The 16732-nt window shown below is 40.5% G+C and carries 12 protein-coding genes and 5 pseudogenes; 13 read left to right on the plus strand and 4 right to left on the minus strand.

The window, feature by feature from the left end:
* Positions 1 to 10: 10 nt before the first annotated feature.
* From NSTCB13_RS27850 to NSTCB13_RS27870, 5 genes and pseudogenes are all read left to right on the plus strand, one after another.
* Positions 11 to 1168: a class I SAM-dependent methyltransferase gene (locus tag NSTCB13_RS27850; protein WP_448274534.1), complete on the plus strand. Its 1158-nt coding sequence runs from the start codon at positions 11 to 13 to the stop codon at positions 1166 to 1168.
* A 228-nt stretch (positions 1169 to 1396) separates the two neighbouring features.
* Entirely contained in the window at positions 1397 to 1678 is a 282-nt protein-coding gene (locus tag NSTCB13_RS27855) for a hypothetical protein (protein WP_445627113.1), read from the plus strand.
* Positions 1679 to 2113: 435 nt separating this feature from the next.
* On the plus strand, positions 2114 to 2644 hold the full coding sequence (locus NSTCB13_RS27860) for a CAP domain-containing protein (protein WP_448266010.1): 531 nt from the start codon (positions 2114 to 2116) through the stop codon (positions 2642 to 2644).
* A 650-nt stretch (positions 2645 to 3294) separates the two neighbouring features.
* Positions 3295 to 3843, plus strand: a complete 549-nt coding sequence (locus tag NSTCB13_RS27865) for a CAP domain-containing protein (RefSeq protein WP_292783269.1) — start codon at positions 3295 to 3297, stop codon at positions 3841 to 3843.
* 89 nt (positions 3844 to 3932) lie between these two features.
* Positions 3933 to 4563: pseudogene (locus tag NSTCB13_RS27870) on the plus strand (ribonuclease H-like domain-containing protein).
* A gap of 563 nt (positions 4564 to 5126) precedes the next feature.
* Here NSTCB13_RS27870 and NSTCB13_RS27875 read toward each other — a convergent pair.
* A pseudogene (locus tag NSTCB13_RS27875) lies at positions 5127 to 5574 on the minus strand (rhodanese-like domain-containing protein); the annotation flags it as partial.
* 1271 nt (positions 5575 to 6845) lie between these two features.
* Positions 6846 to 7022, minus strand: coding sequence for a hypothetical protein (locus NSTCB13_RS27880; protein ID WP_448266011.1), 177 nt, complete (start codon positions 7020 to 7022; stop codon positions 6846 to 6848).
* Position 7023: 1 nt separating this feature from the next.
* On the opposite strand from NSTCB13_RS27880, the gene NSTCB13_RS27885 reads away from it, so the two are divergent.
* The gene (locus tag NSTCB13_RS27885; RefSeq protein ID WP_445627110.1) at positions 7024 to 7731 is read left to right on the plus strand and encodes a response regulator transcription factor; all 708 of its coding nucleotides are present in this window, start codon (positions 7024 to 7026) and stop codon (positions 7729 to 7731) included.
* A gap of 126 nt (positions 7732 to 7857) precedes the next feature.
* Here NSTCB13_RS27885 and pdxA read toward each other — a convergent pair whose 3' ends face one another.
* A complete protein-coding gene (gene pdxA, locus NSTCB13_RS27890; RefSeq protein ID WP_448274535.1) occupies positions 7858 to 8952 on the minus strand; it encodes a 4-hydroxythreonine-4-phosphate dehydrogenase PdxA in 1095 nt (364 codons plus the stop codon).
* A gap of 207 nt (positions 8953 to 9159) precedes the next feature.
* On the opposite strand from pdxA, the gene petM reads away from it, so the two are divergent.
* The 7 genes and pseudogenes from petM to NSTCB13_RS27925 all read left to right on the plus strand — a co-directional run bounded on the left by petM (position 9160) and on the right by NSTCB13_RS27925 (position 14284).
* The gene (gene petM, locus NSTCB13_RS27895) at positions 9160 to 9264 is read left to right on the plus strand and encodes a cytochrome b6-f complex subunit PetM (protein ID WP_094344256.1); all 105 of its coding nucleotides are present in this window, start codon (positions 9160 to 9162) and stop codon (positions 9262 to 9264) included.
* Between the two features lie 253 nt (positions 9265 to 9517).
* Positions 9518 to 10516 carry an SDR family oxidoreductase gene (locus tag NSTCB13_RS27900; protein ID WP_448274536.1) on the plus strand — a complete coding sequence of 333 codons (999 nt, stop codon included), beginning with the start codon at positions 9518 to 9520 and terminating at the stop codon, positions 10514 to 10516.
* 130 nt (positions 10517 to 10646) lie between these two features.
* Positions 10647 to 11565, plus strand: a pseudogene (locus NSTCB13_RS27905) (NAD(+) kinase).
* Positions 11566 to 11942: 377 nt separating this feature from the next.
* A complete protein-coding gene (nblR, locus tag NSTCB13_RS27910) occupies positions 11943 to 12629 on the plus strand; it encodes a response regulator transcription factor NblR (protein WP_099103317.1) in 687 nt (228 codons plus the stop codon).
* 152 nt (positions 12630 to 12781) lie between these two features.
* Positions 12782 to 13288, plus strand: coding sequence for a DUF192 domain-containing protein (locus NSTCB13_RS27915; RefSeq protein ID WP_448274537.1), 507 nt, complete (start codon positions 12782 to 12784; stop codon positions 13286 to 13288).
* Positions 13289 to 13798: 510 nt separating this feature from the next.
* Positions 13799 to 14027: pseudogene (locus tag NSTCB13_RS27920) on the plus strand (DUF2949 domain-containing protein).
* Positions 14009 to 14284 carry a hypothetical protein gene (locus NSTCB13_RS27925; RefSeq protein ID WP_448274538.1) on the plus strand — a complete coding sequence of 92 codons (276 nt, stop codon included), beginning with the start codon at positions 14009 to 14011 and terminating at the stop codon, positions 14282 to 14284. The pseudogene NSTCB13_RS27920 and the gene NSTCB13_RS27925 overlap by 19 nt, the downstream one beginning before the upstream one ends.
* Positions 14285 to 14367: 83 nt before the next feature.
* On the opposite strand, the pseudogene NSTCB13_RS27930 reads toward NSTCB13_RS27925, so the two are convergent.
* A pseudogene (locus tag NSTCB13_RS27930) lies at positions 14368 to 15524 on the minus strand (pyridoxal-phosphate-dependent aminotransferase family protein).
* Between the last annotated feature and the right edge of the window lie 1208 nt (positions 15525 to 16732).

Here is a 16732-nt window from a genome sequence, read left to right on the forward strand (position 1 = left end):
GGAAGCAATCATGAATCGACAATTCCAACACCCAATGTTACCGCAGCCCACTCACGACGAGTTGGCACGCCAAAACTTTGTGCAAACTATGAAAATGCACATTTTCAAGAATGTCACTCCTGGTAATAAAGAAATTTATGAAAAATTAGCCAAGCCGAAGTTTGAACAAGAACATCAGCGCCCTCCCCAGAATCGTTATGAAATTCGGGAAGTAATGCAGCACGAACCCTACTATCGCTGGACTAGTGCCCTGAAGCGCATCAACCAGGAAATGTTATGGGATGCTGTAAATGCCAACGTTGACAGACAACTGCCAGAGTTGATCGAGCGTGCCAAAGATAAAGGTGGTGAACTGGGTACTTTAACCCTCGACCCAAATTTTCAAATACCTGCTTATCAAAAGGCTGTAGACATTCACTGTATGCCCGGAGGATATCACGGTGAATTCACTGCTGATGATGTCGCGGCCGGTGCAACCTACGATCGCGGCGCTTACGTTTATGGACTAGGTTGGTTGGGACCGCTCAACGATGATATGGGGCTATCTATAGTCCAAAACTACCTTTTAGCAGAGTTTCCCAACTTTCGACCGAGAAAAATCCTCGATATGGGATGTTCTATTGGCAATAGCACATTACCTTATGTCGATGGTTTCCCAGATGCAGAAGTCCATGCTATAGATATAGGCGCATCTATACTGCGTTATGCTCATGCAAGAGCCGAAGCCTTGGGAAAACGGGTACACTTCTCTCAGCAAAATGCCGAACATACTAACTTTCCTGATGAATCATTTGATTTAGTGGTTTCTCACATTTTGCTGCATGAAATCCCCCCGTCATCTGTGCGTAAAGTTATGCAAGAGTCTTATCGTCTACTGGCTCCTGGTGGCATGATGATTCATCTAGAAGCACCCCTTTATCGTCACATGGATGTTTATACACAGTTTATTTATGATTGGGAAACCGCTAACAACAACGAACCTTTCTGGAGTGCTGTACGCGATTTAGATTTGGTGCCACTAGTTACTGAGGCTGGTTTTGCAGCAGATAAGACATTCGAGAAATTTATCCCGAATGGGGCATGGAAAGCAAAAGAAACTAATGGCCTGGTTAAAAATGGTAACTCAGCCACCCAAGGCAGTTGGTTTATGGTTGCTGCAACTAAGTAAGCAAAGAAAATTTTGTAATACTTCGGCTCCCTTCTCTACGAGAGGCTGCGCCCGAAGCGTAGCTATGCCGCAGGCTTTACGACTACGCTCAGGGCAAGTCGCTCAGTACAAGTTCGTAATGGGCTATGGCCTGCTACGCTAACGTGATTCGTAATTGAGAAAGTCAGATTTTATCTGGCTTTCCTCATTTTGTATGTCTAGTCATATTTTTGGAGAATTGGTATTAGGATGACAAAAATAGCCAAGGGTAAACGACCTGTTTACTTAGAAAATTCGCAAACTGATAAATTGTTAGCGATCGTCATGGCCTTGACTGGTGAGGTGTCCGTGCTGCATGAGCGACTAGACACCATCGAACGGTTGCTAGAGGTGAAAGGTATTTTATCGACTAGTGAAATTGAAGCTTACGAGCCGGATGTCCAAGTAGCTAAAGAACGGGAACAGTGGCGTGCAGAATATATTGCACGGGTGTTGCGTGTGATACAGGAAGAGGTAGAAACCTTGAAATAAAGCTAGTTGAAATCACGCAGAGGTTTTGCTGAATAAATCCAGCCTATTTATATCCTACATTCCGTATTTTTCACTTTTACAATCGGTTTTTACTGCTTTTTATACGTAATAACGCTTGTGGAATATACTTAAAAGCAGTAAGATAACTGAATTTAAAAGATGAATAAGCATAATCTGGAACTAAGAAATCCAGAATAAATTCAGTAATTACACTATGTAATAACCTAAGTATGGAATGTGGGATAAAAATAATCAGACTAATGCTAGAAGTCAATTATTGAGCAAATAGTACTAATTTTGCGTTAAATCGTGCATTTAAACGTTTGCTAGTAGTTATTGAGCAAAAAAGCTCACAAATAGAGCAATTTAGACCTATAAGCAAGTTGTCACATTGATATTCGTTGGTTACATTGTCTAAAACTTTACTGCCGACAAATGATCAAACAAATAGTTTTCAGCGTTGCTTTAGGCACTATTGCTCTCAGTAGTGGAGCGATCGCTACTTCTGTAACAAATCCAACTTGTACGCCTGTGCCTTTAAACGTATCAAATAATACTAATCAAATTGCAGCATCTAGTACGGACATTGCTGCTCTAGAACAGTCGATTTTTAACCAAATCAATAACTACAGAGCTTCCCAAGGGCTACCAGCGCTGACTCGTAATTCTGCTATGGATAATCAAGTTAGGCTTCACAGTAAGAACATGGCTAATGGTACTGTTCCCTTTGGACATAATGGATTTTCAGAACGTCTTAATGCAACCGGTGTTTCTTACAGATCGGCTGCTGAAAATGTCGCTTACAACCAGGGATATGGCGATCCTGCCACAATAGCTGTTCAAGGCTGGCTCAAAAGTCCAGGGCATCTTGCTAATATCAGAGGTAATTACAATCTGACGGGGATTGGTGTTGCTAAAAACAGTCAGGGCGCAATCTACTTCACACAAATGTTCATTCGCTCATAAGTTTGACGCGATGTGCAACTTAATATTCTGATCTAACTTCCATTCCTCTTTCCTGCAAAGAGCTATCCATTACCCGGATCTTTTTCCAAATTTGCGAGAGTATTCACTCGCGTTTTTTATAACCCTGATTCGTTCGTCGTTAATTCTCAATAAAAACCTACTTTTAGCGAGAAGATTAAGCGCTAACTTGTCAAGTATGCCACACACTGAGCGTGTTTAAGATGCCTTACAAAACAAGCGTGTCAAGATTGTAAAGAAAGATGTGACTAATGGATAGCCTGCAAAAAGAGAGAGGCTTTGAATTCTACCTATTCCTTATTGTTAGGCAAAGAGATTAGGTTTGAGTAAAAATTGCACATAGCGTTAGATTTGGTATTTAGGTTTTTTCGTAAATTCCCCAGACTTTAACCTGTTAGTAAAGCTTTTGCTAGATAATTCATGAAAATCTGAAATTATTAGCCAAATTAACCATGATTTTCATGAAGCTGACCTATTGAAGTACTGACAATTGGAAATTATTGTTTGTGTTACTTGTAAAGGATGTAGCCAAATTGCCGAAATTCATCATTACTTAATAGTATTGTGGTATATATCCTTGGAACAATAGGGTAGAGTAGAAGTCTTATATCTCTACACATACGCAATTCTCCATGTTCCGACAAACTGCTTTTGGCATCGCTTTAAGTGCGCTTGTCCTTGCTAGTGGATTAACGACTGCTCCGATACCAAATCATACTTCTACGAATACATCCACCCGTAATAAGCTGTTGTCGCTTTTTTCTAGTCAGGTTGCAATATCGACTCCTACTTTTAAAACTACTGAGCTAGAAAAATCAGTATTTGACCAAATTAATCGATATCGGGTTTCTAAAGGGCTGCCAAAGTTGACTTTAAATGCAAATTTAACTCGACAGGCAAGAATTCATAGTCAAAATATGGCTAAAGGTAAAACCCCATTTAGCCATCAGGGATTTGAAGGGCGAGTCAAAGCTATCCCGATTCGCTACAACAGTGCAGCAGAAAATGTTGCTTTTAACCGAGGATATAGCAACCCCGTAGAGGAAGCTGTTACCGGTTGGATCAAAAGTCCCGGACACCTAAAGAATCTTAAAGGAAATTACAACCTGACTGGAATTGGCGTTGCTACTAATAATCAAGGCGAAGTCTACCTGACACAGATGTTTTTTCGCACCAGGTAGATTTAATTTCTGATTTTTTTGCACAATAATAATGTAGTGTCTGACAAGACTTTTTTCTGCTAGACACTGCTATTATTTTTGAACAATTGATGACATTACCAGATTTTCAGGTGAGCGATCGCGACCCTCAGTGACGCAACCCTTAGCCAGTATTTAGAATCTACAGCGATCGCAGTTGATACAGAAACGATGGGATTATTGCCGCTGCGCGATCGCTTGTGTCTCGTCCAGCTGTGCAATCTTGAAGGGAAAGTAACTGCAATCCGCATAGCCAAAGGGCAAGCTGACGCCCCCAACTTAAAAAAACTCTTGGAAGCAGCCAATGTCGTGAAAGTGTTTCACTTTGCTAGATTTGACTTGGCCACTTTGCGAGCCAATCTGGGTATTCAGGTACGGCCAATTTTTTGCACCAAAATTGCCAGTAAATTAGCCCGTACTTACACAAATCGCCACGGACTCAAAGACGTGGTACAAGAGTTAGAACAAGTGGAATTAGATAAAAGCTCTCAAAGTTCTGATTGGGGTAACGCCGTTAGCTTATCTGAAGCTCAACTAAGTTATGCTGCCAACGATGTACGCTATTTACTTAGCGTGCAGCAGAAGTTAATACAAATGCTGAAACGAGAAGAACGTTGGCAAATTGCTCAAGAATGTTTTGAGTTTCTACCAACTATAGTTTCTTTAGATTTATTGCAATTCAAGGATCTATTTGAACATTAATCGAATAAGGAATAGTGACAATAAATTTTTATTGCTCGTCAATTCCTACTAGTTATATGTCAAGTTGAAATTGATAGATAAACGGGTTCGTAGTAAGTACTAAAGTTGTTATTTCCCAACCACTAAAGTGCTTACTACAAACCTTCGTGCTAAATTACAGCAGATTTCAAGGAAAGTGAAATACACAAAAGTTCGTCTCAAATCCAGGTATATATAAAGCCTCTTTTACTTTTGGATTCTGACGCCTCGGTGGAGCGTCTTTGGCTTTGCTCCCGAATTCTGAATTCTGCTGTATTTTTTATCTAAGAGCCAACATTGGAATCATTGGTGTCTCTAGAAGTAGATTCACTAGCGCCTTCTTTGAGGTTACTTGCTTGCTCTTGAATGCCTTCTTTGAGGTTACTTGCTTGCTCTTGAGCGCCTTCTTTGAGGTTACTTGCTTGCTCTTGAGCGCTTTCCTTGAGGTTACTTGCTTGCTCTTGAATACCTTCCTTAAGGTTACTTGCTCCTTCTTTGAGGTTACTTGCTCCCTGTTTAATGGATTCGGTGAAGCTAGTACCGCCCTTTTGCAGATTTTCTTGGTGGTTTTTTAGCCGATCTACAACATTGTAGTCATCTGCACCTGCGGGAGTTTTTGATTCAACAATACCTTCTGTTGGGCCGCCGATCGCCTTCCATGCGCCAAGACCACCTTTAAGTTGGGAGACATGCTCAAATCCATTAGAACGCAGTTGTTGTGCGGCTTGGGCAGTGTCTTGTTCATTATCACCGTAAAGGTAAATGTCACGGCTCTTATCTAAAGAAGCTACTGCACGCTCTACCAACTCATCTGCTGGCATTGGCATTGCTCCCATAATGTGACCCTTCGTTGAAGGTTGCGCGATCGCGCACATCCAGGATTGTAAAAGCTGGTTCACCCCATTCCAGACGACTCTTTAGGGTATGAGCATCAGTTTGTGCTTCTATTGGTGGTTGTGGAGGAATGATGCCGCCGACTAAGTTATTAACCATAATTTTTCTTTCCTTGCTGACGATGTTAATAGTAATTTAGCGAACTGAAGATATTCAATTGATCTTTCTCTGGTATGAATATTTTCAAACTCTCTCCTCAGATAGACGAGTATTTTCCAGAAAATCAACCAATTAATCAATTGTAAATAATGCACTTTGAGAGTATGAAGAGACAATATTTTCTTTAAATCTAATCCAATATATTTTAAGTTTATATTTTTTTGATATTTTAGTTATTTAGATATTTTAGATTTTACTGAATTCCTCATCAATCGATAAAATATTAGTTTTAAATAAAAAATAGTTAGCAATAAAATAGTAAATAATACCTTTTTAATAACAGCGATCGCTAATAATGTCTCCTCATTTTCTGCCAAACTTGTAGAGTTATATACAGCAGATTAGAAGTTTGTGAGGTACATAAGTTAAATCTGTTAAGTAGGTAGACATAATTAAATATCAAATAAACTTCTAGTTTGTAGTGAGCAATTTATCGCTCAGAGCAAGGACGATCGGGACTAAAGTCCTTACTACAAACTTGAAATTTATTTATGCTTAGATATTTACCCAAATACAAAAGGTGTTTTACTTCTTAATTATGCTGTCAGCAGTACTATTGAAACAAGCTCCCAGCAAGTTATTGACATCATAATATTGCTATAGAACTCGTATTTGATTGCGTGAAATAAAACTCAGTACACATTTATTCCTTCTTTCCTATTTCCTGTTCCCTATTCCCTATTCCCTATTCCCTCCCTATCGCGCTTGCGCTGCGCTTCTTTGCGAGACGCTTTGCGAACGCGCACCACGCAAATAATTTCTCCGAATCAAAGCGGATTCCTATAGAGCAATTCTTGTTGTTATTGCTTTTGTCTGTTAAAGCTGGTTTTGACGCCCTATATACCTTCTGGCGATGCTTTCAGTCTTTTTGTCATACTTCAGACTGAAACTTGTAGTATAGTATATGCTTAAGAGGGCAGCTATATGTAAATGCACCAGGGTAGATTTTCGTAGACCTTCTTCAAGAGAACATACCTGTTGGTTCTAGTACAGTCGAGTAAGTAGGAGTTGAGAATCTAGATTGGCTGATAAGTTAGTTTCTCAGCCTTTGTAGAGACCTAATTAACCAGGGAGTGCCTTACTCTTGTAAATTTGTAGCAATTACCGTCGCTTCTGGATGTGTCTTTTGACTATTTGCGGTTACGGAGATGGTTTTTAATTACACTTATTTCAAACGTAAAATTTTAACATTATACAATACAAATTTAAAATTATGCAAAAATAATGCCATAATTATAAGTTTTATTGGCCCTATCGTGGCTGAGGTTGCGATCGGCTTCATGGAAAATTAAATGTACACAAGTACTACAGTAGCGGTGGTACTCAACAGAAACACGTAAAGTAAAGCTGGAACAACAGCAAATCGCCCAATCTACAATAGATAGCATTATGGTTATGGTTACTGCTACTACTACTCCCAAAATTCTGATCGTTGATGACGACTTCGGCGTCCGAAATCTTGTCTATCGTTTTTTAAGTCGGAAATATCAAATAGAGTCGGCAGCAGATGGTAGGACTGCTTTATCGTTGTTTGAGCAATTCAACCCAGCTTTAGTAATTCTGGATTGGAATTTGCCGGATGTTACTGGTTATAGCCTTTGCCAAGAAATGCAGAGTCGTACTAATGTTTTAGTGCTAATACTGACTAGTAGGACTGACGAGGCTGATAAAATTAAAATCTTAAGCGCAGGTGCTGATGATTTCATGACTAAACCATTTAGTCTTGCAGAAGTTGAAGTTAGAGTAGAAGCTCTTTTGAGGCGGATACGCTACATCAATCCTTCCTCAACACAACGTATCGTTTTCAAGCAGCTAGTAATTAATCCAGAGGCTCGCGAGGTAACACTTAACGATAAAACTCTTCCCTTAACAGCACTAGAATTTAATATCTTGCATTTTTTGGCAAGTCATCCTAATCAGGCTTGGAGTCGCCCACAGCTAATCCAAAAAATCTGGGGTTGCGACTACGTAGGAGATGGTCGGGTAGTTGATGTGCATATTGGTCAACTTCGCAAAAAGATGGAAGTCGACCCCAGCATACCGGAGTTTATCAAAACTGTGCGAGGCTATGGTTATAAGTTTGAAGCGCCCGACTAGAATACTAGTTTTTATGGCTACTACAGAAGTGCAAACAACACTAAAAGAAAAAAGAAATGCTTTGAACCATATTCAGAACTAATTTGGTCGTGTCTTGAAGATTTTAAGCAAAGCTGCACTTAAAGATTATTCATTATTTTTCTTAGCCAATCTTTGACTAACTAACTCAGCGGCTAAATGTATTGCTGCTTTTATACTCGTAGCATCAGCGATTCCTTTACCTGCAATATCGAACGCTGTGCCATGATCGGGTGAAGTGCGAACGAAAGGAAGACCTATAGAAGTATTAACTGCCCGATCGAACGCCATTAGCTTTACAGGAATTAAGCCTTGGTCGTGGTAAAGTGCCAAGTAGCCATCAGCTGGATTTTGTACTAAAGAATTTCCATACCAAGCTTGACCAGGTTTAACCCACATCGTATCTGGCGGTATCGGCCCATCTAACTGCAATTGTGGTCGGTTTTGCCGCTCTTGCTCTAACCAGGGAATTAACCAATCTTGTTCTTCGTTTCCAAGTTGTCCCTGTTCGCCACTGTGGGGATTTAAACCGGCGATCGCAATTCTTCCTCTATATATACCAAAATCTTTCTCTAAACACTCCACTAACAAATCCAGTTTTTGTGTCAACAAATGCGGTGTCAACACATCGGCTACTTGACGTAGGGGAATATGTGTGGTTGCTAGTATTGCGCGGAGTGTCCAATTAGTATGAGGCGATCGCGCCACAAATAACATCCCAAAACGGTCAACACCTGATTTTTCTGCCAAAAGTTCTGTTTGCCCTGGATAATTATAGCCTGCGGCCTTCCAAGCAGATTTAGCGATCGGCCCTGTGACAATACCATCGAATTTACCAGCCAGTGTTTGAGCGATCGCATATTCCATATACGCAAAACTAGCCGCACCACTGGCTGCATTACCTATTCCTGAAATAATTCGGTCTTTAATTTTTCCATCCAACTGCACATCGCTGACTGACAAATCATCTGGATTTGCCAAAGCTACTAAATTCTCAGTTAAATTCAGTTTGTAATAAATCTGTGCCAGCAAATCTCTGTTACCTACTACTGTAACGTCATATTTTTGACGAATTTCTGGATCGGCTAAAGCTTTCAAAATCACCTCCGGCCCAATTCCCGCCGGATCTCCCAGCGTCAGCGCCAAACGCGGACGATTCTTTTTCACAAAATTTATTAAACCACCTTGATTATTTTGATACATAAAAATTCTTCATAATTATTATTATCAAAATGTTCCAATTTACCCATCTTCCCTTCTACCAAGAATGGGGATTACCCCCCAAACCAGTAGGGATTAGCTGCTAAACTAGTTTAAAATTGTTTACACAGGTCTAATCCTAGCAACTGTTGAAAAGCTTTTGGTAGACCTAGTTTACACACCAATTTGCACATAAGGAGAATCACGCTAATGGGCGGCGAAATTTTGAATGCAGCTCTACTGTCTTTCGGTTTAATCTTCGTAGGCTGGGGTTTAGGCGCTTTGTTACTGAAAATTCAAGGCACAGAAGAATAATTGAGTGCTGAGTTAGGAGTAGTGGAGACGCGATTCATCGCGTCTGTACAAGAGTTATTATTCTCCCCATTCCCTACTCCCTACTCTCTTTTTCACCGAAATGAGAAAAAAGCTTGTCCGTTCATCGGACAGCTATTTTCTCATAAGTCCATCCAAATAGATTGATTTTCTGAGAAAAGATGTAAACTTTTGTTTGCATAGGTTATTCTGATAACATTCTTTTCATAAAACATTAAAATTTATTACAACCCTCATGACATTATTAATCGTCGGTGCCACTGGCACCTTAGGAAGACAAGTGGCTCGTCGTGCTATCGATGAGGGATATAAAGTACGCTGTCTTGTCCGCAGCAGTAAAAAAGCAGCTTTTCTTAAAGAATGGGGTGCAGAACTTATCCCTGGAAATTTACGTTACCCCGATACCCTAGCGGAAGCTTTAGTTGGTGTAACCCAAGTTATTGATGCGTCAACATCTCGCCCTACAGATTCACTAAGTATCAAACAAGTGGACTGGGAAGGCAAAGTAGCATTGATTCAAGCAGCAAAAGCAGCTGGTGTAGAGCGTTTTATTTTCTTTTCGATTTTAGATGCTGATAAATACCCAGAAGTCCCGCTCATGGAAATTAAGCGGTGTACAGAACTATTCTTGGCTGAGTCAGGCTTGAATTATACCATTTTGCGACTAGCTGGGTTTATGCAAGGGTTAATTGGCCAGTATGGGATTCCTATTTTGGAAGGACAGCCAGTTTGGGTAACAGGTAATTCTTCTCCCATTGCTTATATGGACACTCAGGACATTGCTAAATTTGCAATCCGGGCATTGAGTGTACCAGAAACGGAAAACCAAGCTTTTCCTGTAGTCGGTACTCGTGCATGGAGTGCAGAAGAAATTATCAACCTGTGCGAGCGCTTATCTGGAAAAGATGCCAGAGTAACGCGGATGCCAATAAACTTACTGCGTGCTGTGCGCGGCATAATGCGATTCTTTCAGTGGGGATGGAACGTAGCAGACAGGCTGGCGTTTACAGAAGTATTGGCTAGTGGTAAACAGTTAAATGCTTCAATGGATGAAGTATACACAGTGTTTGGTTTAGATCCGCAACAAACCACAACCCTAGAAAGTTATCTCCAAGAGTACTTCAGCCGAATAATGAAGAAACTCAAAGAAGTAGACTACCAGAAAAATAAAAATAAAAAGCAGAAACCTAAAAAAACTCCTTTTAAACAATCTTCAAAAGCCAATAGTCAATAGTCATTACAAAACAGATATTAGTCGTTAAACTCTAGACTCTGGATATTTGACTCTAGATTAATGACTACATGACGCAAAATGTGTAAGGATTACATAATACAGAGCATCGCCTAAACTTGGATATTTGAGTGTGCCGAAAGCAGGCATTATCTACAATGACGTTAAACCGATAGCGGGCCGTGTCGCTATCGAGTTGAAAGACAAGCTAACCGCAGCCGGTTGGAATGTATGTATCACATCGAGTATCGGTGGGATATTGGGCTACCCTAACCCGGAGAGTCCTGTGTGCCACACCCCCATTGATGGTCTGACACCCCCTGGTTTTGATTCAGATATGGAGTTTGCAGTGGTATTAGGGGGAGACGGCACTGTTCTGGCAGCGTCTCGTCAAGTAGCCCCTTGTGGTATTCCACTGCTAACAGTGAATACCGGCCACATGGGATTTTTGACGGAAACTTTCCTGAATCAATTGCCCCAAGCACTAGAACAGGCAATGGCAGGTGAGTATGAAATTGAAGAACGAGCAATGCTCAATGTCAAAGTGTTTCGGGATGATTCAGTGCTATGGGAAGCTCTATGCCTGAATGAAATGGTGCTACACCGCGAACCTTTGACCTCTATGTGCCATTTTGAAATTGCCATAGGGCGTCATGCGCCAGTAGATATTGCCGCAGATGGTGTGATTGTTTCTACGCCTACTGGTTCTACAGCTTACTCATTGAGTGCTGGTGGGTCCAGTGGTGACTCCTGGCGTACCTGTTTTACAGCTAGTACCCATTTGTCCCCATTCCCTAGCTTCTAGAGCATTGGTATTTCCAGATACTGAATCGGTCAATATCTACCCAGTCAATATCCCTCGGCTGGTAATGGTAGTAGATGGTAATGGAGGGTGCTATATCTTACCAGAAGATCGAGTATATATGGAGCGATCGCAATATAGTGCCCGATTTATTCGCCTGCAACCGCCTGAGTTTTTCCGAATTTTGAGAGAAAAATTAGGGTGGGGTTTACCACATATCGCTAAACCAACTTCGGTAGAATTGCCGTAAGCATTGGGCAAGAGGCAGTGTTTCGACTACGCTCAACAACCAGGCAGAAGGTCACTGAGCGTAGTCGAAGTGAGGCAGGAGGCAGAAGTTTTTGAATTTGAATTGATTTCTCCCTCATCTTCCCACTCTCTACTCCCTACTCCCTAACTTACTGATTTCCTTCCAGAATTACTGGTATGGAGATGGAATTTGGAGTTAGTTATTAAGATTGCATCCGAGAATTCGATAGCTGACACCTGAACGTGCTAAAACATCCTTAGCAGCGCGTCAAATCAGAATTGCTACATCACTAAAAGCTCGTAATTGCACTTTATAACTGATGTAAAGATTTTCTCTGGAATATCTTTACAATCCCAAATCCCATATCCCAAATTGTTATGACAGTTGCTCAAAGTCCTTGTGTTTTGGTGATTGAAACCGATGAGAGCCTTGCAAATCAGCTTTCTTGCGATTTGCAAGAAGCTGGTTATGAATCAATTTTGGCTCATGATGCAACGAGTGGTTTACAACACTGTCGCGATCGCCAACCTGCTTTAATTGTTTTAGACCGGATGTTAGCAGGAGAATCAGGACTCTCATTGTGCAAAAATATGAGAAGCACTGGTATGCGATCGCCTGTATTGATTTTAATGGCAAGGGATACAGTTGACGATCGTGTAGCTTGTCTAGAAGCTGGAGCGGATGATTACATCCTCAAACCTTACCGCTCAGAAGACTTTTTGAAGTTGATTCGCCTCTACTTAAAACCTGATGTAGATACCACGGAGCAATTACGCTTTGGGGATTTAATTTTAGACATAGCAACTCGCCGTGCCATACACAACGGGCGACCAATTGACTTGACAATGAAGGAATTTGAACTATTAAAATTCTTAATGGAACATCCCCGTGAAGTGTTAACCCGCGAACAAATTCTAGAAAATGTTTGGGGTTACGACTTTCTCGGTGAGTCAAATGTAATTGAAGTGTACATCCGTTACTTACGGTTAAAAATCGAAGATGAAGGTCAAAAGCGCCTGATTCAAACAGTGCGAGGCGTAGGGTACGTTTTAAGAGAATCCTAGTATACTGTAGCGGGAGTTTGCTTATTTCCTTACCTCGTTCCCAGTTTCACATTGGGAATGCTTCCTTTGGGTGTTGCTACCTCCCACCTAAAGGGTTTTTCTGCCTACAACACTGTAAAATTGAAGTCTAAATAACAAAATTGAAAAGCTATATGACTCGTCGGCTAAGTTTGCTCTCGATAATGCTGAGTATTTTTCTGATGGGTTGTTCTGTGCCAACAACTGCTAAATCTCCTAGCTCCACCTCTGGTTCTAAAACTCCAGCACCAGAAAGTTTAGGTCAAAAACTACCAATTTCTGCTAAAGCTATTGTGCCTAATGGTACAACGATTCAATTAGAGGTAGCGCAGACGCCAAAACAGCAAGCGATGGGATTGATGTATCGACCAGCTTTACCAGATGACCGGGGAATGCTGTTTGGATTCCCTTCAGCACAACCAGTCAGTTTCTGGATGAAGAATGTACCGGTACCCCTAGACATGGTATTTCTACATAAAGGTGTTGTTAAATATATTCAGGTTGCTGCACCTCCTTGTGCGAGTGAGCCTTGTCCTACCTATGGTCCCAATACACCAATTGATAAAGTGATTGAACTTCGTTCTGGAAGAGCTGCCGAATTGAAGTTGAAAGTGGGCGATATTCTCAAAATTGAGTTTTGAAACCCTGGTGTTTTGCCTGGATAAAAACTTGGGTAATTACTCGGTTGAGAGCCTATACGGTGGAAATATATGTTTTTTTTGTAAAAAATGTCACTGTATGTGGTCAAACAGCACTTGTAACGCTACTATTTAAAAACTGTGGTAATAATGTAAAATTCTACTGTCTCAAACCTGAAATCGCAGTTTTCAGGTTTAGTCTCAAAAATATTCCCTTGGGCGTAAGTGTAAATAGTCGCCAATAAGAGAGTATAGGCTATGGAATCTTTATTACTACTTGTGTAATTAAATAAAACACAAAGGTAAATAAGATGAAGCCAATTTAATTAAGTAAAAATACTGCTTAATAAGCTAGCAAAAGATTTGTATGAGAATTTTTATTTCTCAGACCATCTATAAGAAGCCTCTGTTGAAGGCAGATTAACAAAAACTGTGCTGGGGTGTATAGCCGAAAACGGCACAGTGACAGATAAAATACTGGCTACTGTCTACCGAGTAATGGTGAACTGATATATGACAATACATTCTGCACAAGGAGGTGAGATACAAATGTCACCATCAAAATATTCCCGACTGATTCATTTTTTGCAAGAAGATTTAGCAATTTCTACAGCATCACTAGCAGTGGCGCTTCGGCATCGGGAGCAAGACCCCAGGCCCTTTGGCAATGATTCTTTGGCAATATGGTTTGATTACTTTAGAGCAATTAGAACAAATTTACGATTGGCTGGAGACGGCGTAGGTTATACCAATTTTAGATTGGAAATTTTAGACTTTGGCTTAAAAGTTTCTACCAAATGCCTATTAGCAGAATCTCAAACAATACTATTTATACCAATTTTGGATGATACTAAGTTGCCAAAGTTAGTCTTGTTTGGTGTCAAAGATACAGTCCGACTTTCTTCAAAGCAAATAATACTATCTAGGGCAACTTGGTGTCATTTAGGAGAATTGAGGTATGCCACATCAACTCTACCTTATGTGAAAGTTGATATATAGCTCTCTTGACTCTGACGGTTTTTACTCTATATACAAATTAAAAGAGCGAGTTGATAATTTAACTCGCTCTTTTGATTTAGTACTCAGGACTGACTAAAGACTTTAACTGCTGCTGCTATACCAGAACCAGGGGTGAAATCTTCGTAGCCAAGTTCTGTGAGGGTAACTTCTAAGGATGCTATACAGCTAAGGATATCGCGATCGCTCACAAAACCCAAGTGACCAATACGGAAAATTTTATTGCTCAAATGGTCTTGACCGCCTGCTAGAGCAATATCAAAGCGTTTTTTCATCAATGACCGAATCTTATCCGGTTCAATTCCCTGTGGCGCTACAGCTGTAATCGCCGGACTAGCGGAACTATCTGCTGCAAGCAAAGGCAAATTCAACCCTTTAATGGCGGCGCGAGTAGCATTTTTCAGCCGTTCGTGTCGAGCAAATATTGATTCTAAGCCTTCTTCTTTCATGATTCGTAACGTGGTGTGTAACGCTACGATCAAGTTCACAGGCGGAGTAAATGGAGTTGTATTTTTGGCTGTAGCTTTGCGATATTTGCCTAAGTCCAAATAATATTTCGGTAGCTTCGCAGTTTTGTAAGCTTCCCAAGCTTTGGGACTGACTGAAACAAAACCCAACCCTGGCGGAATCATATAACCTTTTTGGGAACCGGAAGCGACGATATCCAAACCCCAAGCATCCACGGGTAAATTGAATGCACCCAAGCTCGTGACGGCATCAACGATAATTAAAGCTTCACCGTGTTCTTTAACGTGGCGGTTGATGGTTTCTAGGTCATTCAACACACCGGTTGAGGTTTCACTGTGGGTAATAATTACAGCTTTGATTTGCTTTTGGCTATCTGCTTGGAGTTTTTCGGCAAATACTGCGGGGGGTCTAAGGGTTTTCCCCATTCCACCTTAACTTCTTCTACATTCAAACCGTAGGCTTGACCAACTTCTACCCAGCGTTCGCCAAATTTACCATTAGAGCCAACTAAAATGCGATCGCCTGGAGAGAGAAAATTAATTATTCCCGCTTCGACAGCACCCGTACCACTGACATTCAGCATCAGCACATCACTTTGAGTTTGGTGCAGCCACTTGAGGTTTTCTGTCACCTCTGCCAATATGTTGCTAAATTCACTAGTACGATGCCCAATCGGATGCTTGGCTAATGCCAGTAAGGCAGCTTCTGGCACCGGTGTAGGGCCTGGAATCATCAGCATCAGCTTATCGTTCATGTTTCTATCCTAAAAGTCAAATAAAAGTCAAAATTGTGGGAAGTTGGTTAAGTCTGATAGCAAATCCTAGATATTCATCTACAAATTCCACTCAGATTGTCACCAGCATTGTTGTATATTTTCCAAATTTATAGGAAAAGTATTGTGGGAGTTAACGATCGGTCAGCTTGACCTTTGCAATTTATACCAGACTCCAACTCAGATAAAACCTTTGTTCCAGGCAATCTTACCACACACCTAGACGCCAGGTTAAGGTGTCTGCTCGTAGGCGAACGGCTATTTTAGCCAAGGATGAAACATCTATCTTGATGAGGCATAGGTACGATAAATTCTTAAAATCTACCCATAATCCACCTCAGTTGTTTTTATAGAAAAACGCGAAATCTTTTTGAACATCGCGGTAATTGTCGCTGAAAAAGTTGTGTTTTGCTTCCATGAAAGAAGTAACTCCCTACACTATACAGAAGACTTGGATGTTACCGTTTGCTAAGAGATAAAAGATACCCAACTCAAACTTTTCAATCTATTTGGGTCAAAGATTTGTTCTTGGGTTGCCATTCTCTAAACAATACCTTCGTTTATGATTTATTTGAGTCAAAATCGCTTTGATATCAATATCCAAGCCTTTTCTAGGTTATTTGATAGCGACTAATTTGACGCAGAAGTTGAGATATCTATGCTACTAATTGCTGCATTTTTTGATACTGCACTTAGTAGTAAACAATGTCGGCGGCTGGTAGTAATAAACTATAAGTTTTTATACTATACTTACAAAATTGCTACAATCGTGCTTAGTCTCCTTAGTTACTATTCACGGTGAGTCGTTTTTAACTAGTGTTCAGTTCATAAACTGTCACTCACTAGATCCCTGGTATTCTTACAAAAGAGATATTCTTAGTTAGTGCAAGGAGTGATACCATTTCACCACATGTTTGTCACAAGTTATCTCAGTAATACTCCCTCCTCAGGGAGTGTTGCAGATTTCAAATGTTGCATCAAACGAGTGAGTTGGTATAAGCTTTTACGAAAAAGCGCTTGAGTGAGCAAAACTCTCAAGCGTTTTTTTGTGTATAAATAAAACAGTTGAACTCTCTGGACAATAATTAAAAATGTCTTTAAATACACATATACCAGAGAAGGAACCTACTGTTATAAAAATTGTTGCAACATATACCTGATGACTCTAGATTTGTGCGTACCATCAAAAC

The organism is Nostoc sp. DSM 114160 (assembly GCF_053470305.1).